Source organism: Halolamina sp. (genome assembly GCF_036626355.1).
Taxonomy (GTDB): Archaea; Halobacteriota; Halobacteria; order Halobacteriales; family Haloferacaceae; genus Halolamina.
Genome location: NZ_JAZKRY010000007.1, coordinates 1 through 21,049, shown reverse-complemented (window position 1 = coordinate 21,049; position 21,049 = coordinate 1). Strand labels below are relative to the sequence as shown.

General features: G+C 61.9%; 15 protein-coding genes. 8 read left to right on the top strand and 7 right to left on the bottom strand.

All coding sequences use genetic code 11. The features are described 5' to 3' along the window. Nucleotides 1-488: 488 nt before the first annotated feature. On the top strand, nt 489-5,069 hold the full coding sequence (locus V5A38_RS01985) for an Ig-like domain-containing protein (protein WP_332324071.1): 4,581 nt from the start codon (nt 489-491) through the stop codon (nt 5,067-5,069). A gap of 592 nt (nt 5,070-5,661) precedes the next feature. On the opposite strand, the gene V5A38_RS01980 is transcribed toward V5A38_RS01985, so the two are convergent. Beyond that, nucleotides 5,662-8,244, bottom strand: coding sequence for an MMPL family transporter (locus V5A38_RS01980; RefSeq protein WP_332324070.1), 2,583 nt, complete (start codon nt 8,242-8,244; stop codon nt 5,662-5,664). Between the two features lie 211 nt (nt 8,245-8,455). On the opposite strand from V5A38_RS01980, the gene V5A38_RS01975 reads away from it, so the two are divergent. The 3 genes from V5A38_RS01975 (at nt 8,456) to V5A38_RS01965 (ending at nt 10,418) form a co-directional block, all read left to right on the top strand. Next, the gene (locus V5A38_RS01975; protein WP_332324069.1) at nt 8,456-9,217 is read left to right on the top strand and encodes a helix-turn-helix domain-containing protein; all 762 of its coding nucleotides are present in this window, start codon (nt 8,456-8,458) and stop codon (nt 9,215-9,217) included. Between the two features lie 236 nt (nt 9,218-9,453). Next, complete coding sequence (locus V5A38_RS01970; RefSeq protein WP_332324068.1) at nt 9,454-9,972, top strand: hypothetical protein; 519 nt, start codon at nt 9,454-9,456, stop codon at nt 9,970-9,972. Nucleotides 9,973-10,049: 77 nt separating this feature from the next. Next, a complete protein-coding gene (locus V5A38_RS01965) occupies nt 10,050-10,418 on the top strand; it encodes a YccF domain-containing protein (RefSeq protein ID WP_332324067.1) in 369 nt (122 codons plus the stop codon). Between the two features lie 155 nt (nt 10,419-10,573). On the opposite strand, the gene V5A38_RS01960 is transcribed toward V5A38_RS01965, so the two are convergent. Beyond that, nucleotides 10,574-11,119, bottom strand: a complete 546-nt coding sequence (locus tag V5A38_RS01960; RefSeq protein ID WP_332324066.1) for a hypothetical protein — start codon at nt 11,117-11,119, stop codon at nt 10,574-10,576. A 792-nt stretch (nt 11,120-11,911) separates the two neighbouring features. Beyond that, on the bottom strand, nt 11,912-12,766 hold the full coding sequence (locus tag V5A38_RS01955; protein WP_332324065.1) for a ZIP family metal transporter: 855 nt from the start codon (nt 12,764-12,766) through the stop codon (nt 11,912-11,914). Nucleotides 12,767-13,013: 247 nt separating this feature from the next. Between V5A38_RS01955 and V5A38_RS01950 the strand changes: the two genes are divergently transcribed. Both V5A38_RS01950 and V5A38_RS01945 read left to right on the top strand, forming a co-directional pair. Then, the gene (locus V5A38_RS01950; protein WP_332324064.1) at nt 13,014-14,621 is read left to right on the top strand and encodes a gamma-glutamyltransferase; all 1,608 of its coding nucleotides are present in this window, start codon (nt 13,014-13,016) and stop codon (nt 14,619-14,621) included. A 358-nt stretch (nt 14,622-14,979) separates the two neighbouring features. Beyond that, nucleotides 14,980-15,144, top strand: coding sequence for a hypothetical protein (locus V5A38_RS01945; RefSeq protein WP_332324063.1), 165 nt, complete (start codon nt 14,980-14,982; stop codon nt 15,142-15,144). 1 nt (nt 15,145) lies between these two features. On the opposite strand, the gene V5A38_RS01940 is transcribed toward V5A38_RS01945, so the two are convergent. After that, complete coding sequence (locus tag V5A38_RS01940; RefSeq protein WP_332324062.1) at nt 15,146-16,381, bottom strand: NADH dehydrogenase subunit; 1,236 nt, start codon at nt 16,379-16,381, stop codon at nt 15,146-15,148. 208 nt (nt 16,382-16,589) lie between these two features. Further along, nucleotides 16,590-17,723, bottom strand: a complete 1,134-nt coding sequence (locus V5A38_RS01935) for a class II histone deacetylase (protein ID WP_332324061.1) — start codon at nt 17,721-17,723, stop codon at nt 16,590-16,592. A 313-nt stretch (nt 17,724-18,036) separates the two neighbouring features. Between V5A38_RS01935 and V5A38_RS01930 the strand changes: the two genes are divergently transcribed. After that, nucleotides 18,037-18,426 carry a hypothetical protein gene (locus V5A38_RS01930; RefSeq protein ID WP_332324060.1) on the top strand — a complete coding sequence of 130 codons (390 nt, stop codon included), beginning with the start codon at nt 18,037-18,039 and terminating at the stop codon, nt 18,424-18,426. Nucleotides 18,427-18,541: 115 nt separating this feature from the next. On the opposite strand, the gene V5A38_RS01925 is transcribed toward V5A38_RS01930, so the two are convergent. Both V5A38_RS01925 and V5A38_RS01920 read right to left on the bottom strand, forming a co-directional pair. Further along, the gene (locus V5A38_RS01925) at nt 18,542-18,826 is read right to left on the bottom strand and encodes a hypothetical protein (protein WP_332324059.1); all 285 of its coding nucleotides are present in this window, start codon (nt 18,824-18,826) and stop codon (nt 18,542-18,544) included. A 106-nt stretch (nt 18,827-18,932) separates the two neighbouring features. Further along, the gene (locus V5A38_RS01920) at nt 18,933-19,895 is read right to left on the bottom strand and encodes a TFIIB-type zinc ribbon-containing protein (protein WP_332324058.1); all 963 of its coding nucleotides are present in this window, start codon (nt 19,893-19,895) and stop codon (nt 18,933-18,935) included. 298 nt (nt 19,896-20,193) lie between these two features. On the opposite strand from V5A38_RS01920, the gene sufB reads away from it, so the two are divergent. Beyond that, nucleotides 20,194-21,049, top strand: an 856-nt coding sequence (gene sufB, locus V5A38_RS01915) for a Fe-S cluster assembly protein SufB (RefSeq protein ID WP_332324057.1), incomplete at its 3' end; no start/stop codon positions are given.

The window sequence follows — 21,049 nt, the reverse complement described above, 5'->3', positions numbered from 1 at the left end:
TTCGAGAACCACCGTCACTCACTGATTACTCGGTGGGAGCCACACGAAAGATCCCAGCACGGATACCGAACCCTACGCACTCGACGTTATTTCTGTCGAGTTGATAGTTTCTTTCGGCCCCCAGTTTCAGCGAGAGTTCTGTTCAGTTACTGCCGCATTAATTAAATATTCTCGAACATTCATTTACACTAACATTTAATACCGAATGACAACGGGTAAACAGTATGTCTCTGGGTTGGAGTCGGTGGCAGCTGCTACTTATTGGGGTGACGGCCGTAATTGTGCTACTCGCTGTTGGGTTTGCTCCTGCCAGTAATAGTGTTCAATCGGCAGATACTATCAGTACAGGAGTAGTCGAAGAAAGGTCTCCAGCAGCGGACACAGCTTCTCGGACCGATGATACCGAGGTTGAATCAACGACGTCCGACGGGTTCGAGGCACCACGTCAGCCTGAAGTCGTATCAGTCGAGCAATCACCGAGGGAGGGGGTGAACCTCTCTGTCGGTGAGTCCGCAACTCTTTCGTTCGAACTGACCGCGAAGTACCCGCTTACCGAGATAGCGGTATCTGCCACCGATCCGCTCGGGATTTCTGTCGATGCGAAAAGACGGAGTATCGATCGGCTCGATACTGGAGAGACGTACGTCTACGAAATCGTCGTAACAGCAGACCGTTCGGTCTCCCGAACGCTCGACATCGTCGTGGAAGCGACCAACGGGGACGAACCAGTCACCCAGCGAATCCCGTATTCGGTCGATGCGACCGAACAGAGCGGAAACGGATCCGCAGCAGGCACTGACGGGACGTCACAGTCGAACCCCGCTGTCGGCGAGTCGACGGATGACTCGACTTCGACGAACAACACCACCAGTTCGATCACGGCATCGAGTTCGCCGATTGTGGTTTCAGGGCAAGCAGCCTACACTGACACGGACGGGAACGTGTTCGGTCTCACTGATGTCGCCATCCGGTTGTACGACGTGGACGGAGGTTCGACACTACTGGCGACAGGGTCGACGGGCCAGGACGGCTCCTTTCAGTTCGCGGTGGAGCCGAGCAGTGACGCCGACGGCGACGGTGAAATCATCGCAGAGGTCGTCGTCGTCGCCGAGAACGACGCCGTCTACGTGACTGACGGGAACACGAGATACTCGTTCTATGCACAGACGGGGACGTTAACCAGTGGAGAGAGTGTGGTCGTCGGAACGGACGTCGACAGTGATGGGTCGAAAGAACTGGTCTCTTCGGGGGATAACGCACCGTTTCAGGCTGTCGATTGGGCGTACGACGCCTCCGAGTTCGCGGCAACCAACGGCGTTGTCAAGACGAAGCTCCCGATCAGCTACCCGTATGGCGACTGGCCGCAGTATCGGTACTGGACAGACGGACGAGAACAGATTCGACTCCCGGACCGAAGTGACTACTACTGGGACGCGGGAACGGTTGCTCACGAGTACGGACACGCCGTCCATTTCCAACTCATCGATTACACGATTCTGGATGTCGGGAGCTACGACTGCCACGCCGTTCCGAGTGAGACGGACCCGTCGTTCGCGCTGGTCGAAGGGTTCGCCGAGTACTACGAAGCGGCGGTTGCGAACGATCCTGACGCGGTATTCTGGGGCAGCGAGAATATCGAGACGAACCAGTTCTACGATATGAGCTATACCGGGAGATGTGCAAATGGAGACGCCAGTGGCGAGTACGACGGGGGCAGCGTGGAAGGGTCGGTCGCGAGTATCCTCTGGGATATTACCGACGGCGGTGCTGGCGACGATGATCCACTCTCCTATCAGTTTGCAGCGATCGCTGCGGTGCTGGAACACAACCCCGCTGACATCAATCAGTTCTACCAGATCTGGGATAACGGTCACGTCGAGGCCCTCGATTCGATCTATACGACCTACGGTATCGATAAAGAGCCGCCGACAGTCGAGCCAGCGCTTCAATCGTCACCGTACACCGACTCCAGCGTGGCTCTCAGCGGATCGGTCGATGACGAAGCCGCCACCGAGATACTGGAGATACGTATCGATGGCGGCGCATACAGTACTGTCGCGACGAGCGACGGCGCCTGGTCGGCGACGCGAACGCTCGAAAACGGGACTCACACGGTCACGTTCAGAGTCACGGACGTGAACGGGAACACCAAGAAGGTTTCCCGGACGATTCGGGTGAGCTCCGCCGGACCGACTGCCACGGTCGACCAGTCACAGACGTCCGATTTCGGCTCACCCAACGGGAGCGTCTCCGTCGGGATCTCGTATCAGATGCGCTATCCAAGTACCGCCTCGGTTCGGATTCTCGACGACGGGTCGGTGGTTGCCACGAAATCGGTGAGCAGTCTCGAGGAAGCACCCACGGGGACCGTCGAATCTGTCTCGGTCCAACTCCCAGACTCCGTCACGGACGGCAGCTACGACGTCGAGGTCGTCGTCACGGACGAGGCGGGTCGGACGAACTCCACGCGACTGGACGACGCGGTTCTCGTCGATACGACAGCGCCGGCTATCGAGACCGTCACGCTGGCCGATAGCTACGTGAACGCATCGACGCCACTCGCGTTCGAGGTCGGGGCCAACGACAGTGGCGCCGTTGTATCAGGCGTAGAAACGGTCGAAGTTGTCACACTGGAGACGGAGGGCGCTGCAACGCTATCTGAGTCAGCGGGTTCCTGGGCAGGAACGGTTGGGCCGAACCAGACTGCTGGAGAACACACTGCGGTGGTGCGCGTCGTAGACAGAGCAGGGAACACCCACCGGACCGAACTGTCCTATCGAGTCGATACTGACGCCCCAACGATCACCGGCCGCGCGCCGCGGTATACGAACCTGAGCGAAGTCAACGTGACCGGGCACGTACAGGATACGAACCTCACGAACGTCACGATTTACAACACAGACGGAGCAACGCACCTTCGAAACACCTCGGGTAACTACACGACATCGGTATCGCTGGATACCGGGACAAATACGCTGGTCCTCGTCGCTACTGACGCAGCCCAGAACACGGCCCGACACGAGATCGCCGTCGGCGTCGACCAGACCCCACCAGAGGCGAATCTCTCTACACCGGGGCGAGTTGGGGATTCTCCTGGCCCGCCCGCCACGAATGACTCCGATCCAACCCTCGTGTTCAGCGTCACAGACGACCTCGCAGAGATCAACGAGACGGCGATCACGGCGAAGATCGACGGGAACGCGACGGCGTCTGTCGCCTCTCGGGCGAACGGCACCGTCACGGTACAGGGGTCGAATCTCTCCGATGGGACACACACCGTCTCCGTCAACCTCGTCGATCGCGCCGGAAACGTCAGAACGGTCGACAAGCAGTTCCACGTCGACACCGTCCGGCCGACGATCGAAAACACGACGCTCCCCGAAATTGCGAACCTGACGATCGAGCCGAAAGACGAAATCGCGGTGAACGTTTCTGCGAGCGATGAGGGGACCGGACTCGGCGTGGTCTCTTTCAGAGACGCTCAACTCACCAACGAATCGGGGACGTGGCGCGGAAACGCCATCGCGCCGGTTCGAATCGGAAACCGGACACTCGACATCCGTGCCGTAGACGCTGCCGGAAACGTACAGCAGGCGACGGTATCAGTGTATGTCGGCTCACGACAAACAGCAGCGGTGAACGCGACTGGTGTGGCGACGGCGAAGCCATCAGCTCCAGAAGTAGACTCCGTGGCAGTTCAGCTAACAGGAGCGGACGGTGGGAACACGAACGCCACTCGGCGCGTCGAACTTACTGCTGCAGTAACCGACTCGAATCCGGTTTCCCAATCAGTCCCTGACGAGCGCGTCTCCTACTATCCCCAGTTCGCGTTCAATATCTCCAGTAACGAGACCGACGGTGGCACGTTCGTTCTGAAGGTGTCGAAAGAGAAGCTCCGCACCGAGTCTGGGCTGGCCGAGACGGTCACGTTCTGGTTGTTCAACGAGACCGAGGGGACGTGGACGAGGCTGAACGCCACGACGCAATCGGAGTCGGAGACGTCGCTACTCTACCGGGTTGAGACGCCCCACTACTCCACGTTCGCGGTCAGTTCGGCCGTCGACGACACGTCGCCAGATGTGGTCATCGAGCAACCGGCTGGTGACGAGGAGATCGAAGCGGGGGACCACTCCCTACAGGTAGCCTTCTCGGACAACGAAAGCCAGGTGCTTCCCAACCAGACGTCGGTGCGTCTCGACGGGGAGCCAGTCAACATCTCGAGGGCGACCGTTCTGAACGCCTCACAGCTTCGAATCCCGATTTCACTCGACAGCGGTACTCATACGATATCCGTGGCTACCGTCGATCGCTTCGGGAACGAGCGGACGGAGACTCGCAACGTCACCGTCGTTGAACCATCCGTCTCAGGCGGCGGCGGAACCAGTGGCGGCGGCGGTGGTCAGTCCGGGCAAGCGGTAGAGACAGATGTCACGATCTTCGAGCGTTCGACAACGGTCATGGTCGCCGACGTAAGTTCAGGGTCGGCGTTCGAGGTCGAACTCACCGAGGCTGCGAACGACGGCGTCGCTGTGGAGTCACTCGGGTTCAGGTTCACGTTCGATACCCAGCGGTTCCGAGTCGAGGTAGGCGACCCACAAGCATCCATCGATGATCTTCCGGAGGTTCCCTCGGCGACGCCCATCACGTTTGTCGACATCGAAGCCTTCGGGCTGGATCGGGATGCGCTGGACTCGGCAACCGTGACAATCTCCGTTGCTGACGCGGAACTGCCCGCTGATGCCTCCCGGGACGACGTCGCAATCTATCAGTACGCTGGTGGCGAGTGGCAGGAGAAGGACGGTACCTCACTCGGAGGAGGCCGCTACAAGCTCCAGGTAGCGCAGTTCTCACCGATTGCCGTTGTCGTTGAAACGCCCGAGACCGAAACACCGACCGCGACACCGACCCAGACGGAGGTCTCGAAAACGGCTGCGGAACCGGCTTCAACGGCGACTGAGACAGCAACGGCGGCACAAACGGTAACGAAAGAACAGATCCCGGGGTTCAGTGTCGTCCTTTCGCTGGTCGCGTTGCTCGTCGGGGCGCTCATCGCGCTCCGCCGCGCCTGACGCAGACGTTCACCCATCGCTTTCGAACGTTGGTGTTCCAGATTGAGGATGTTCGACCAGAAACGTGCCCGGAAGCGAGCAAGGCTGCGATTCGGAGGGTTGGACCCGGAGAGTCAGCTCCTCGCGAGGATCAACCGCCGTCCGGTGACCGCTATCCCTGCGAGATCAGTCTCCCCTGACCGGCCGTCGGTACCCAATGAGTCGGGCTATCGTCCCAGCGGTGTCGACCCCGGCTTGCAGTGTTAGCAACTCTCAGTAGGCCCACGCGAACCACCGCCGCGAATCGAGGGACGCACTCCCCGCGTTCACCGCCTTCGGTGTCGAACAGCCCGATGAGCGCCAACTGTCATCCAATTTCTGCCTCTAACTGGTTGTAAAAGCATGCGCGTCTTACGATGGCACGTTTCTGTGAGTTTTAAGCTCCCCTGAAACGTCAGGTGCCGTTTGGGAACCCCCAGACAGGACGATGGGCCAGACACCGGTCCTCAAGCGAAGATGGAATCGCGCTGGAGGCGAAACAGGTCGCTCTCGGACGATGCGCCTGACTGTCGTGAACTCGGCCAGAAACCGCGAGAACACCCACAGCGAGCACTCACTGCCGCGACTGCCAGCGTGCGATGGCCCGCTCGCGAAGCACCAGCAGGCCGGGGAGCATCGTGACGACAGCAGCGAAGGCAAAGAGGATGGCCAACCCGGTCACGGTGCCGAACCGCTGCAGCGGCGGTGAGAGCGCGAAGACGAGGACGCCGAACGCGGCGGCCGTCGTCGCGGCGCTGGCCAGCAGCGTCCCGCCAGTCCCGGTGATGGTGCTCTCGACGGCCCCAGCGAGGGTCGCGCGTTTCTCCCGCTCGTCGACGAACCGTTCGCCGAGGTGGATGCTGTAGTCGACGCCGAGCCCGATCGCGAGGCTCGTGATCACCGCCGTCTCGCTGTTGAACGCGATGCCGAGCACCGACATCACGCCGAGCAGCCACGCAAGCGAGACGACGACCGGCAGGAGCACCAGCGCGCCGAGCGAAATCGACTGGTAGCGAACCCAGAACAACAGCGTCAGGAAAAGCAAGATCACCACCAGCGTCACCGCAAAGGCCTCGATGAGCGTCTCCAGCAGCGCGTCCTGGATCACCGCCGTCGTGACCGTCCCACCTGTTGCCACCGCGCTGATACCGGGCGCCTGGGCCTCGATCCGGTCGGCGTAGGCGCGGGTGTCCGCGGCGATGGTCTGTGCCGATTCGTCAGCCTGGACAGCCACCAGCAGGCGTGCGGAGGTGATGGTCCCGTCGTCGTCTCGGCTGAGCACCTGCTGGGCCATCGCCGGGTCGGCCTCGAACAGCGCCGCGTACACCCGCGAGACGTTTTCCTCCGGCAGCCCGTCGCCGTCCCGGTCGTTCGCCTCGACGACCGCCGCGAACGTCTCGTTCTCCGCAGCGACTGCCCGAATCGCCGTGTGTGGGCCGTCGACGGCCGCCGCTCCGTCGGGCCGAACCTGGACCGAACTCCCATCGGTGACGCCGTCGCTCGCGTCGTCGAGCGCCGTCAGAACGGCGGGGTCGGTGACGTTCCCGCGTATCAGTATCTGTGATCGGCCGTCGTCACCCTGGAGCTGGAACTTCTGGCTGAGATACGCGAACTCCTCGGCGATGCTGTAGCTGTCGGGGGCCAGCGGCCCTGGGAGCGACTGTGCCCACGCCGGCGCATCCTGGGGAAGGAAATCAGCCTGATTGAACTCCGTGTCGATCGTCGTCGCCCCGTACGCGCCTGTCGACGCCACCAGGAGTGCAACGAGAACGACCCCGACCGGTGCCCGCACGATGAAGGCAGCGAGGCGTTCGAGCACGGCGTTTGCCCGCCCGCTCTCGACCCCGAACGCACTCTTTCGGCGGCTCCACCCGAGCCGGTTCTCGAAGAATCCGTCGACCTCGATCTTCAGCGCCGGCAGGAACACGCCGAAGGCGACGAACGTTGCGACGATGCCGCCCGCGCTGAGGACCGCGAAATCGCGGATGGCCGGTAACGGACTGACGACGTTCGAGGCGAACCCGACGGCCGTCGAGACGGTCGCCGCGGCGAGTGCGAGCACGACGCTCCCGAAGCCGACCGTCATCGCAGCCCGGATGGATCGATTCCCCGCCCCGTCCTCGGCCTCCTCGGTGTCCCGAAGGGTCCCTTCACGCGCCTCGCGGTAGCGCATGACGACGTGCAGCGCGTAGTCGATGCTCAACCCAACCAGCAGGAACGGGACCGCGATGAGGATGACGTTCATCGGGATCGCGAGCCAGCCCATGATGCCCTGGAGCCAGACCAGTACGATACTGATACCCGCGAAGGCCAGCAGGATATCCAGCAGGTCACGGTAGGTGATCCCAAGAACCAGGACGATAAGCACGAGCGCGAACGGCGTGATAATCGCGAAGCTATCACCCGTCGCCCGTGAGGAGGCGTCGTCACGGACGCCCTGGCCGAAGACGAACGCGTCATCGAATCGGTCCTGTACCAGTCCGTCGATGACTACTTGTGCGTCGTAGGCAGCCTGTGGGTCCCCGTTCTCGCCGCTGTCATCGACTTGGAGGATGAGGGTGAGTCGAGCGGTGGCATCTGTCGCACCGGGTTCGTAGCTCCGGGGCAGGAACTCGTAGGGGTCCTGATCCCCGAGCGTGTCACGCCCCGGGTCGAGAACATCAGCCAGTAACTGCTCGATCGCTGCCGCATCCCGGGATTCGAGCGCCTCGATCTGTTCCTCCAGCGACGGCGCACCAGTCGGTGGCGGACCGTCACCAGCGGTGCGGTCCTCGTAGACGGCCGCCGTCGCGACGATGTTCTCGATGCCGATGAACCCCTGCTCGGCGAGCGTCTCGTTGAGCGTCTCGTTCTCCCTGATCTCCTGCTGGAGTCGCAGTCCCGCGAGCAGCGAGTCCCGTGAGAGGACGTCGCCGCTCTCGTTTCGGACAACCAGTTGCGCGGCGACGCCGTCGTCACCCCCGTAGTTGCCTCGGACGAACTCCTGGGCCGCCGTCTCCTCCGAGTCGACGTCGAACCCACCGATATCCTCCGCTCCCGCGCCACCGAACGCCGCCCCCGCGGCAACTACGGCTGTCACCACCAACACGACGACGATGACGAACTTGCTGTACGTCGTTATCGCGTCCGCGTACCCCTGTGAGAGCTTCCCCGCCATACTCAGCCACCTGTTCCAGGCCGCGAGGGTCGGCCGAGCGGTCTCCACCTGGGACTATCGTTGCCGTTCACCTGTGATCCCTCAGTTACTCGTCTACACCTCAGCGCTCGCATCTGTTAAGTGTTTGTAGATATCTACTATATTTGTAGCCGGTACGGTGTCCCAGTGGACAACGGAAATCGAATTACGCCGGCCCCGAGAAAGAGCAATAATGAGTGGAGAAGAAGCGGTCGACGCGTTGCGAACGCTCGGGCTCTCCAACTACGAGGCACGGGTGTTCGTCGCGCTCCAGAAACTGGGGCGGGGGACCGCACAGGAAGTGAGCCGGCTCTCGGAGGTCCCCCGCTCACAGGTGTACGGCGCCGCCGACAGCCTCGGCGAACGAGGGCTCGCCGAAGTCGTCGAAGCGTCGCCGAAAGCTTACCGGCCGGTCGCGCTCTCGACGGCGCGGGAGGTCCTCACCGACCGCCTCGAACGGGAGACCTCGCGGGCGTTCGACCGCCTCGAATCCCTCCGTACAACAGCGGCCGACCAGCGCGACGGACAGGACGTCTCGGTGCTCCGCGGTCGGCACCCGATCGACGACCGTATCGCCTCGCTGATCCGGTCTGCCACCCACACCGTCGTCTTCGTCTCGCCAACAGCAGCGTCACTGACGGCGGATATCACGGGGGCGCTTCGTGAAACTGGTGCAAACGAGATCGACGTCACTGTCGTCACCGCCGACCACTCACTCGAGGATCGGTTCGTGACTGATCCCGTGACCGTCTTCGTGATGTCCGAGGACAACCCCGCCGACTTCGCCGGGCGTGCGCTGATGGTCGACGACCGAACCGTGCTCCTCGCTGCCGAGACGGAGGACGAGCCGGTCGACGAGGAAGCGGTGTGGACCGGCGACTCCAGCATCGGCCGGATTCTCGCAGCGTTCATGCGGTCCGGAATGGAGTCCGGCCGCGAACGCCATGCCGAGTGACTCCGCTGTATTCGGGCGTATCGTCGGACGGCCGGACCGAGTCCGCCATCACGTCTGCGGGACCGATATCGCCGGCGAGTAGCCGTCCGAGATTCTCGGATCGGTCCCTGCGTGATTGCTCACACGGGTCGTTCCTCGAAGACTCGGTCCGTGTGCGCCGTCGAGTGAGATCTTCCCGGAGACGCTAACCCTGACTCGACGGACAGTTTCTTGGACGTGTCCTCCGTTTTCGCCGCATGATCGAAGAGCACACCCCGACCGAACGAACTGGTCGCCCGGTTTCCGTCATTCTGGTGAACGACGACGGCAGGGAGCGGAGCGAACACTCCACGTACAGAGCGGCCGTCGAGACGATCAAGAGCGTCAGTGAACAGGCGACCGTCGCGAAACTCGAGACAGAAGACGGCGAGATCGTCTTCCGCTCGGACGAGATGAGTATCGAGGACTGGGAGAACGAATGGAAGCGGGCCAAGCGGCGACTCTCGGTCGACGTCGAAGACCGGGATGCCCCTACGATACCGTCGGCTGCATCTCTGACGACCGCTGTGTGCAGTGCCAGATGGATCGGGTCCAGGACCAGTACTGACGGGTTCCGGTCAGGGATTTATGGCGTCTATTCTGCGTTCTCCACCTACCGTTATCGTTCTGGAGCAGACACCGCAGGGACGACGACGCACCGACCGGGACGGCAAACTGTGCGCGAAGTCGGCGGGGCTACCGGCAGAGAGACCGGCGAAGCCAGGCGGAGCGAGTGAGTATCTGACGATTGGCGAGGGGTTCCCCACCGGGTTGAGAAAGCGGCTATTTACCAGTCAGCGCCGAATACAGAACCATGAAGGAGTACTCCCTCCCCGTCCAGGCACTCTGGTTCCTGCTCATCGGATGGTGGGCAACGCCAGTCGTCGTCAACCTCGCGGTGTTCTTTTTCGGGACCATCGTGGGGATACCGGTCGGTATCGTTCTGATCAACAACGTCCCGAGAGTCCTGTTGCTGAAGTCGAAGCGGGACACCGGCCTGGAGGGTGACACGGAACAGCACTCGATCCTCGTTCGAGCAGTGTACTTCCTCTTCATCGGCTGGTGGCTGGGCCTGCTCTGGGGGAACCTCGCCTCGCTCTTTGCGATCACGGTCATCGGTCTCCCAGTCGCGATCTGGATGCTGAACCGGTTGCCGTACGTCGTCTCGCTGTACCGCTACTGATACTGCCGGACAGAACGATGCAACTATCGCTCGCCGTGGATCGGCCGTCACCTGGTGTGATGGTTAGCGGCTGGTGCGCAACTCGGTATTGACTTCTGTCCGGCAGTATGGGGCCGGACACAGCCAGCCCCCTCCGAATCGCCGACGTCGGCCAGCTATCTCCGTCCAATCAGCGTGATTTCGACGGTCGCAACATCGTCGTCCACGTTCGTCGATGGCGCTGCATCCCCCCAGGTCGTGTTGTCGAGAACGAAGTAGTGGATGCCGGGATTGATCGTCCCCGTATTGCTCCCGTCGGCTGCGTCGAGCACGCTCGTCGCCGTGAGGTACCGAGCACCGTCGCGGTTCGCGTAGTGCTCGTACTCGTCGGCTTTGAACAGCAGCACGTCGATCGCCGGCCCGTCGCGAACAGTGAACTCGTAGCTGATCTCGGTCTCCCCGAGGAAGTCGAACGACCAGCGAGCCCACTCCTGTTCCGGAATCCGGCGCTCGTCGTCGATGAGTTCTGCTTCGACGCTGTAGGTCGAGTTCTCCGGGAAATCGTCTTCGGTGTCGGGGACCCCATCACCGTCGGCGTCCTGCGTGTCGCTACCGGCCTGGCTCTGGGAGTCACCACCGACCACACTCCCGAACCCGGAACAGCCTGCCAGGAGGGCAACGCCGGACGTGCCGAGAACGGCTCTCCGGGTTTTCCGACCCATTACCCGCTCTTTGCCGTGGAAAGTGTAAATGCCTGACTATTACTGTAGTTGGCGGGGAGCCAGAACGACACCCACTCGCCCTCCCGCGACGTCACGAACCGTCGAAGGCGCCGCCCCCGCTTGATGCCGCGGGGCGACTCCTATGGATGAATTGCCCCGCCCACGCCGCCACCGTTGCCGAACAGGACAACCAAGCAGGGGCCAGCCGGTGCACTACTCAGCGGGATCTGCAGTGCGAGCTCCAGCGCCTCCTGATAGTGACTGCGATGACTATTTTCAGGAGTAGCGTCGAAGGATGTCGTATCGGACGCCAACTCCTCTGTATTCTTTCGCGATGGTGGTAAAGAATCATCGCAGTCAGTATGAGACGCCGGGGGAATCCCGGATGACCGCGGCGGTGATGAGACTGAGACCGGCGAGCCCCGACAGAACTCCTCCCGGCCCGTTCATCACCATCCTGTGTCAGTTGTGGTGACGTTCTGTGAACCCCACGCTGTGCGACCAGTACCGGGATCCAGTAGGGAGCGGGAGGAGTGAGGAGCCTCTGAGATCAGGTTGTGGAAACAGACCGTCTGCAACGCGGGCAGTGCCGCAGCTGCAGTGTACACACTGTCAGCAGCGTGGCGACGGAAGCCAGTCGGAACCGTGCTCGGGACAGCGCTGACAGTCGGGCTGAAGCGCTGGTAGCTTCGGGTGCTGGTCAAGCAGTACGACCGAGAGATGAGTTGAGAGACGACTGTTCGGTAGGAGAGAACGGAGAGATTTCGGCAACGCTGGTGGTCGGACGGCCGATTACCCAGCGAGGGCAATATCCAGGTACAGCATGATGATGACGCCAGCCATGAGTCCGAGCGTCGCCACGCGTTCGTAGTCGTTCCTGTGTGTCTCGGGGATGATCTCGTCGGAGATGACGAACAACATCGCACCGGCGGCGAACCCCATGGCGTACGGCAGTAGCGGCTCAACTCTTGCCACGGCGAACGCCCCCAGCACTGCTAACGGGATTTCGACGACCCCTGCACGGATGCCAGCGATCACCGCATAGATCCGACGGTCCAGACCGGCGTTGATCGCTGCGACTGAGACGGCCAGTCCCTCGGGGATGTTCTGGAGCCCGATAGCGAGCATCAGGGACAACGCTCCTCCGATCTGTGCGGGGTCTCCGCCAGCGGCACCGAATCCGACGCCGACGGCCAACCCTTCGGGCATGTTGTGCAGCGTGATGGCCAGGATGAACAGGATCACTCCAGCCAGCCGCTCCTCGGAGACCGGAAGCCCTTCCTCCGATGCTGCTGCGTCCCTCCGGCGCTCGCCCGTCAGAAGATAGTGTGCGTGGGGAACGAGCGTGTCCGCCCGGTCGAGGAACAACGCGCCAATCGCGACGCCGATGAGTGTCGGGAGCGGGTTCCCGCCGGAGTACTCTTCGATACCCGGAATAATGAGACTCGTAAAGGCCGCGGCGAGCATGACACCGGCCGCGAACCCGAGCATCCCGTCCAGTGCCCGCTCGGATGGGTTTCGCCAGACCAGAATGAGCGCCGCGCCGAAGAGGTTCATCATGGCGATCACGATCCCCCCCGCGAGCGCCTGTATCAGGGGGGAGGGTCCGACGAGTCGAACGAAGGTATCTGCAAACTCGAACGGCATTGCTAACGCTTGGAGAATGGAGCGATAAATACGTACGCATATGGCTGGGGAAGGAACCCGCCACACCAAACAGCGGACCCCTACTCGAGAGGCGACGAACGCACCGTGTAACGTGCTGAAGATGACGGCCAGAACCTCGCGGTCGACTGCGTCGCTGTAGAGCGAGTTCAGGACGACCTGAACCCTGAACGGGCGTTGCCCTGCGGAGTAGGTTTATTGTAGGTCATGTGAATAATCAGGGCAGACGATGAAGGCGAGTGAACGGCAAGAACTGACAGCGAAGGCAGCGTTCGGCGAGAAACCCGGGGCGACCGCAGAGGAGGCGATGGCAATTACCTCCCATCCACTCGCGACCCGCGTTGCCATCGAGATCATGAAGGATGGCGGGAACGCGTGTGATGCAACGTTAGGAGCAGCAGCCACACAGAGCGTCGTGCAACCGCATATGACGCACATTACCGGTGTCCTGAGTCTGCTGTACTACGACGCAGCCGCCGACGAAGTGACGTATATGAACGGCAACATGAACGCGCCGTTAGAGCCCATGCCGGACTTTTCCGAAGAGGACATCACCACCGGGCGCGGGGTCGGCGTCCCCGGCTTCTGGGCCGGATTCGAATCCGCTCTCGAACGCCACGGGTCCATGGACAAACACCGGTTGATGAGTCCAGCGATCGAGTTTGCCGAAGAAGGGTTCGAGGTCCATCCGTTCCTCTTCGGCGTGATGTTCGAAATGGTCGAACAGATCGGGAAAACTGAGGAAGGGCGTGAGACGTACATGCCCGACGGGAATCTGCCGTCGCCAGGCGAGATTTTCACGAACTCGAAGAAGGCTGACGTTCTCAAACGTCTCCGCGACGAGGGGAACGACTACTTCTATCACGGGGAGTTCGCCGACGAGTTCGTCGACGTAGTTCAAAACCACGGCGGCGTGATCACGAACGAGGACTTCGAACAGTACGACGTGAGATGGCCGGAGCCAGCCGAAAGTACGTACAAGCAGTACGACCTGTTCGCCTCACCGCCACCGGACACCGGCGGGACACACGTGCTGGAAGCGCTGAACATGATCGAACAGTTGGATCTGGAATCGTCCGGTCCGCCGAACGAGGACGCAGACCTCCTGTATTCGATGATTCGGATACACAACGAGGTGCTTTCGGAGGGTCGCAAGCAACGGGACCCCCAGAGCCATCATCTCCCACTGGAGACGCTCCTCTCGAAAGAGTACGCGAAAACCCGCCTCGAACTGCTCGACATGAGCACTCCCCGGGACGCACCAGCGATGGGCTATCCGGGGAGCTGCCACGTGACGATGGTAGATCCGCAGGGGAACGTCGCCACTGCGCTGCATTCGTGTATGGCGTACCCGTGGACGAACGGGCTCCTGGTTAACGGAATCAACATTCCAGCATCAGGAACACATTTCCTCCGCGGCGAGATGCCGGAGCCCGGCCATCGGCCGTCCACACCGCTGATGCCGAACATGGTTTTCGAGGACGGACAGCCCGTGCTCGCGTCCGGATCCCCGGGCTCCGGACTGGTCGCGAACGTCTTCCAGAACACGCTCAACATCCTCGAGTTCGACATGGATATCAAAGAATCAGTTCACCGACCGCGGTTCGGTGGTCCCCAGTCGGACGATCCAGGCAGTATCTGGCAGGGGCCGAACGCGATCGAAGGGGATCTCGATGACGACCTCATCGAAGAACTCCGTTCACGCGGCGTCGATATGCAGGTCGTCGATCAATGGAACTGGCACTGTGGGAGCTTCGAGGGGATTCACATCACGGAGGACGGTAGGTTGCACGCGTGCGGCGATCCACGGCGTGCTGCCCGAGCGGAGGGATTCTAACACGCAGGCCGGCGATCTCCAGTCAGTACCCTGAGAGCGGTGTAGAGAGGCGACCGCTGGGGTTCTTTGTCGAGGTGAGCACTGCAACGACCACGCGGAGCGACCCACAGGGGTCAGCGAGACCGTTCCCCCGCGAACTCACGAGGCTCCCATCTCAGAAGATTGATTCCGTGAGAACGGAAATCGGCCCACTGAGGGGTCAAAGTCAGGATTTCGTGGGGAATAGTTTGGTATATGGAAACACACAACACGATGTTCTCTCTCAAATTTTGGGTTTAATCAAAGTCCTTTTGTGTTCTCACAATCCACATAGAACTAACTGACACGAGAGCTCGGACGGGTCGGTCAGTGGTCAACTATGCGTGAACAAACACAGGGAATCGACGTCGATCAGGCAGCACCAGCGGCTGTCGATCTCGAGCAGTTCGCCAGTTACCAGGACGACGACGGGTTCGTGATCTGTGATCGGAAGAACCCGAACGCGTGGGTCAAGGCAGAGACGACAGAACAGATAGAGCAATAGCTTACCGGCAGTCCCCGCAGACGTAGTTTTTCGGAGTGACGTCCCCACTCACGTCGGGCATGACGACGTAGGTGCCACACTCGATACACCACGTCCAGTAGATCAGTTGGTCAGTTTCGGTACTCTCGCGCTGTGGGTGTTCGCTCTGGATTTGGATGTGTGTCTCGGTCACGTGAGTTACCTTGCCTGGAACCGATGCATGATGGGTGTTTCCGATGTCGTTCCCTGCCGGCGTCGCGATCATCTCGCCCTGGTCGACGCGATCGCCGGGTTCGACGATCGGTCGACTTCGCTCGACGACACCCTCGAACGCGGGGTTGGTGATCAGCGGAATACGGACGTACGTCGGCGAGAGCGTCGCCGTCGGCTCCGTTTCGTGATCAGCGTCCCAGTCGTACGGCTCGCGGATGTCGACCCGTTCTTCACCACGGATGTTCTTCTCGGCAACCGCCTCATCAGCAACCAGCAGACAGTTCGTCCGCTTGCGGAGCCCGAACTGCTCCGGCGGGACCTCGATCTCGAAACACCACCCCGGGCCGCCATCGAGCAGCCGCTGGTCCTCCCCGGTCTCTGGGGGTGAGAGTCCGGCCGCTTTGAGCAGTGCCGTCGCTGGCGTTCCGATCGGTGCCGAGAGGAACCGGTGGCGCGGAACGTCGCCGCCGACGTGGAGGTGTTTGTGTGTGACCGTTTCGCCGTGTTCGATCGCCCGATAAATGTTGTAGAGGGTCTCGGTGTTCTGGACGATCCACCCGTGATCCATCGGGAGATCCTTCCCCATGACGACGTCGGCGACGAGACGCAGGATTACGCTCTCCATCCCGTACTCGTATCGATCTTCCGTGTACGCGAAGACGACGCCGGACTCCTCGTCGGGATCGAGCGGCAGTTCGTCGGGTGTGTACACCTCGCCGCCTGTGGCGGCCTCGAGGTCTGTCAGCCACCGGTCCCGGTCCTTCTGCTTCGCACCGATAACGATCACGTCCAACACCGACTCGAGCAGCGCATCGAAAAAGGAGGCGAGTTCGTCAGCGTGTTCACGGGCCAACCACCGGTCCATGTAGTAGTTGGGTTCGCTCTCCTGCTGGTTCACGAGGAGGTAGTCGACCTCGCCGAGTCGCTCCCATTTTGCGTACGTCGGGAATCCAGCCCCGCCCGCACCGCTGACCCCCGCGTTCCGGATCGTCGTCGCGATCTCGGACCGTTCGACCTGGGGTAACCGATTGAGGCCAATGCTCATAAATCAAATATAATGAACAATAGTGTATAACTTTATCGGAAGCTGTCCCATTTTTGAGAGGAGGTCCAGCAGTACCTGTGAGCTCGTCGAGCGATATCGTTTCACTGGCCTCCCGACTGGCGGTTCACTGATGTGTACACGCGAGTTGTCCACGAACGAATCTTCGTGAAAACGCTGGTTCAGCCGGTATGGCTGACCGACGTCGAAGTCAGGCGACCGGCCAGTAATCGCCGTGTGCGGCGACGAGGTCGTCGATCCGGTCGGCGACCAGCTCGGAGTCCTCCTCGAACAGGGGGAACTGGTCGTCGACACCCGTTTCGACCGTCAGCATCCCCTCGAGCGTCCCGAGCATGGCGTACGCGAGGTGGGTCGGCTGGTAGCCGCCCTCCTGGACCGCGGCGAGAGACCCGTCAGTACAGTCAGCTGCAAGGGCGCGGACTCGCCGGCCGATCGTCTCGAACCCCGCCTTCGTCAGGAGGTTGCGGCCGAGCGGATCGAGCGCACCCGCGTCGCCGCCCGCGCTCGCAACCACGGTATCGGGGTCGTACGCGCGGACGACCGGTTCCACCAGTTCGTCGAACAGGCGCTCGTAGCCGGGGTCGCCGATACCGGCCGGGAGCGGGACGTTCACCGTGTACCCTTCGCCCCCCTCCGTGCCGCGCTCCTCGAGACCGCCGGTTTGCGGGTGCGTCTCCGGGTCCCACGCGCCGTGGTCGTTGTGGATGGAGACGACGAGGACGTCCTCGCGGTCGTAGAAGCACTCCTGTGTCCCGTTACCGTGGTGGACGTCCCAGTCGAGGATGACCACCCGGTCGGCGCCACACTCCGCCAGCGCGTGCTCAGCCGCGACCGCTGCGTTGTTCACGAAGCAGAAGCCGTCCGTGACCGCCGGTGCGGCGTGATGTCCGGAAGGGCGAGTGCACGAGTAGGCGACCGTGTCCCCGTCCGTTTCAGTCGTCGTCTCCACAGCCGCGACGGCGCCCCCGGCTGCCCGCCGAGCAGCGCGATAGGTGTGTTCGTTGATTCCAGTCGTCGGCGTGATTCGCTTACCCTCCGGCCCAGCCTCCGCACAGGCCGCCCGAAGGTCATCGAGATAGCTCTCGTCGTGGGCGCGCTCGAGCTGTAGCCGGCTCGCCAGTGGCGCATCACGCCAGTCCACGGCCGCGACGGTTCCGAGCTCGGTGGTGAGTATCGAGCGGATGTTCTCGACGCGCTCCCGGCGGTCCGGGTGCGCCTCCGGAGCTGCCAGCCTCCCGGTCCACGCGTACTCGAACTCCCCGGCTGGAGGCTCGTGAGCGAGACAGTCGTCGTGCCAGTAGGCGACGACTCGTGGGTCGCCCATCAGTCCACCGCCCTGTGATTCGTGGCGGGCCGGATTTCAGTCTCTCGAGACGACGCCCGCAGTGCGATCAAGCTGTCTCTGCTCATGAGTCTGTCTGCGATGGGCGGTCCCTTAGCTTGCAGGGCAGGCCCTGGGTTCTGCCGTCGATAGCCACCCGACAGGTGGGCCGAGAGCCAACTGTCTCGACTACTGCGTCGACTGGTCGGGGGAGCCCTCACGACAGTTTGCTGCCAGTCCACCCCGCATCCGGCCACTTTCACTTTCAACGCGCTCATGGCTCGGCACTTTCCCACGCCCACCCCACCCGCCGTCCATGGGAACGACACCAGAGCACACCGGCCCGAGCCGCCGCCGAGTTTACACAGACCTCTTCGACGAACTCGCGTTCCACCGCCACGCCGAGTACGCCGGCCACATGGCCCGGGCACTGCTCCGCATGGAACGCGACGGAAAGGACCTCGTCGGGCTCACCGACGACCACGAGCGAGCAGTCTACTACTCCAGCGCCGGCCGTACGCTCCGGGGCTACGCGTTCGACAAACACGGGGTTCGCGAGGCCGAGTTCGACACGGTCTGGCGCCTGCTGAGCGACGCCGCCTCCTGGGTCGACGCACACCAGGACCAACTCGACTGGATCCATCCGCACTACCGCTGGGTGCTCGACCTGGAGGACGACCGCGACGTGTGGGGGTTCCAGCCGTGAGACCGTCGCCGAGGGAACGCAGTCTCCCCCCGGAGCGTCAGTGACTGACTCGGAACCGCAACGCGAGTCCATCCACGGAGGGCGTGACCGTGGCCGGTTGCGCTTCGCGACAGCCTCACGCGTACTCTCCCGACGAACCGATCGGCGGTGAGTACTCCGCTCCAGAGAGGGTGCGTCTGACCGAGTCCGGAATCGGGATCTCCCACGGCTTGTTCCTCGGGCGGACGAGATGGCCGTCGACCTGGAGTGCATCTACCGAAAGCCCGCTGCTGTCGGTCGTGAAGTGGTAGAGGAAGTGACGAAACCGTTCGTCGATCGCCAGAATCGTCACCTGCGCTGGGTTCCCGGACGAGGAAGCGTCCACGTCGGCGACGACGGTCAACGCACCGGCCGGACTCACACAGTGAGAACTGCAGTCGGGGCACCGACCGCGGGGCTGGCCACAGCCGAGATACCGATACTCGTGCCCGCACGCGTAGCACATGATACCCCCGGAGTCGGGCATCTCACTCGGCCTCCTCGGTCGCCGCCAGCACCTCGGGATACCGGTTCCGGATCGTGACCTCACTCACGTTGGAGACCTCTGAGACGGTTTTCTGTGTTAGCTGTTGGTTGGTCAGTTGTCCCGCTGCGTACAGTGCACTGGCCGCGATGCTGACCGGATCTCTCCCGCTGTGGACGCCCGCTGAAATCGCCGTTTTCACTAACTTGCGTGCCAGATGCTCGGTCTCATCCGAGCACTCCAGTTTCGAGGCGAACCGACCGAGATACTCGATCGGGTTCGTCGGGGGAATCGCGAGATCGAGTTCACGAGCGATATAGCGATACGTCCGTTTGGTCTCCGTGGCGCCAATTCGACTTACGGCAGCGACCTCGTCGATCGAGCGGGGGATTCCTTCGAGTCGGGAGGCAGCGTACAGTGATGCGGTTGCGACACCTTCGATCGACCGACCGGGAAGGAGGTCGTCATCGAGCGCTCGCCGATAGATGACGCTTGCAGTCTCCCGTGTCGGGTCGGGGACGCCGAGCGCGGAGGCCATCCGATTGATCTCACCGAGGGCCTGTTTGAGGTTTCGCTCCGACGAATCACGCGTCCGGAACCGCTCGTTCCACGTGCGAAGCCGTGACAGTTTCTTGCGTTTCGGCGCCGAGACCTGATTCCCGTGGACGTCCGTATTTCGCCACCCGATCGTCGTCGATAGCCCTCTGTCGTGGAGGAGCGGCGTCGTCGGCGCCCCAACCCTCGATTTGGTCTCTCGCTCCGCGGCATCGAACGCCCGCCATTCCGGTCCAGTGTCGATCTGTTGATCGTGAATGACGAGCCCACACTCCGCACAGAGACTTTCGGCTGTCTCGGAATCGGTGACGATCTTGCCAGCACACTCCGGGCAGGTCTGGACATCCGATTCAGTGGACTGGCCGGCCGCGGTTTCACCGCGGAGCTCCGTCCGTGTCTGGTTATCCGTCATTCGCGCTCACCCGGACGAACCAGCACGTCCCAGTATCCAAAGCAGGAGTACTCGGATGGACAGTATCGGCGGTCGACCTCGAAGAGTCTCCAGTGGGTTCGAGCAACCGGTGGCCGAGCGCTGCGGTATCGCGCCGGTGAGATCGTTGTGTGGAACCATACCATACCATTGTGGCCTGTTCGAGGTAAATGTTTTCGATTATGAAAAATAGTTATGGACGTATAGAGTAACTTTTTCCAGTTACGTCATGGCGGTTTTCACCCCTAAACTTTTGGGAGCACACACCAAATAGGAGTTGATGAGTTCCGAACAAGACCACCTCCGCAAAACCGATACCGAAGACCGATTCGATTTTAAAAAGGAAGAAGCCGCTGCCCTCAGAGCTGATAAAGGACTGACTGACGAAACGATTCGGCTCATCTCCGAGGACAAAGACGAACCCGAGTGGATGCTCGAACGTCGGCTGCGCGCCTTAGAGCTCTGGCAGGAGATGCCCATGCCGACGGACTGGCCCGGCCAGCCGGATCTCTCAGAAGTCGACATCAACGAGATCGTCCCGTATATTCGGCCGGACGTCGACGTCCGGGCCGGTGTCGACGACTGGGAAGAGCTCCCCGAGGATATCAAGGATACGTTCGACAAGCTCGGGATTCCGGAGGCCGAGAAGAACGCCCTCTCGGGCGTGGGTGCCCAGTACGAGTCCGAGGTCGTCTACCAGAACATGCAGGAGCGCTGGGAGGAGAAAGGCGTCGTCTTCTGTAACATGGACGAGGCCGTCCAGGAACACGAGGAACTCGTCAAGGAGTACTTCATGACGAACTGTGTTCCGCCGAGTGACAACAAGTTCGCGGCGCTCCACGGTGCCATCTGGTCTGGGGGCTCGTTCGTCTACGTTCCCGAGGGCGTCACTGTCGAGATGCCCGTCCAGGCGTACTTCCGGATGAACTCCGAGGGGATGGGCCAGTTCGAGCACACGCTCATCATCGCCGAGGAGAACTCCGAAGTCCACTACATCGAGGGCTGTTCGGCGCCCAAATACTCGGCGTTCAACCTTCACTCCGGGGGCGTGGAGGTGTTCGTGAAGGAGGGTGCGCACGTTCAGTACTCGACCGTGCAGAACTGGTCGAAGAACACCTACAACCTCAACACCAAGC

What these genes read in the sequence shown, in the direction of transcription:
- V5A38_RS01980 (WP_332324070.1), bottom strand. Translation starts at nt 8,244, where the DNA reads ATGGCGGGGAAGCTCTCACAGGGGTACGCGGACGCGATAACGACGTAC.
- V5A38_RS01975 (WP_332324069.1), top strand. Translation starts at nt 8,456, where the DNA reads ATGAGTGGAGAAGAAGCGGTCGACGCGTTGCGAACGCTCGGGCTCTCC.
- V5A38_RS01970 (WP_332324068.1), top strand. Translation starts at nt 9,454, where the DNA reads ATGATCGAAGAGCACACCCCGACCGAACGAACTGGTCGCCCGGTTTCC.
- V5A38_RS01965 (WP_332324067.1), top strand. Translation starts at nt 10,050, where the DNA reads ATGAAGGAGTACTCCCTCCCCGTCCAGGCACTCTGGTTCCTGCTCATC.
- V5A38_RS01960 (WP_332324066.1), bottom strand. Translation starts at nt 11,119, where the DNA reads ATGGGTCGGAAAACCCGGAGAGCCGTTCTCGGCACGTCCGGCGTTGCC.
- V5A38_RS01955 (WP_332324065.1), bottom strand. Translation starts at nt 12,766, where the DNA reads ATGCCGTTCGAGTTTGCAGATACCTTCGTTCGACTCGTCGGACCCTCC.
- V5A38_RS01950 (WP_332324064.1), top strand. Translation starts at nt 13,014, where the DNA reads ATGAAGGCGAGTGAACGGCAAGAACTGACAGCGAAGGCAGCGTTCGGC.
- V5A38_RS01945 (WP_332324063.1), top strand. Translation starts at nt 14,980, where the DNA reads ATGCGTGAACAAACACAGGGAATCGACGTCGATCAGGCAGCACCAGCG.
- V5A38_RS01940 (WP_332324062.1), bottom strand. Translation starts at nt 16,381, where the DNA reads ATGAGCATTGGCCTCAATCGGTTACCCCAGGTCGAACGGTCCGAGATC.
- V5A38_RS01935 (WP_332324061.1), bottom strand. Translation starts at nt 17,723, where the DNA reads ATGGGCGACCCACGAGTCGTCGCCTACTGGCACGACGACTGTCTCGCT.
- V5A38_RS01930 (WP_332324060.1), top strand. Translation starts at nt 18,037, where the DNA reads ATGGGAACGACACCAGAGCACACCGGCCCGAGCCGCCGCCGAGTTTAC.
- V5A38_RS01920 (WP_332324058.1), bottom strand. Translation starts at nt 19,895, where the DNA reads ATGACGGATAACCAGACACGGACGGAGCTCCGCGGTGAAACCGCGGCC.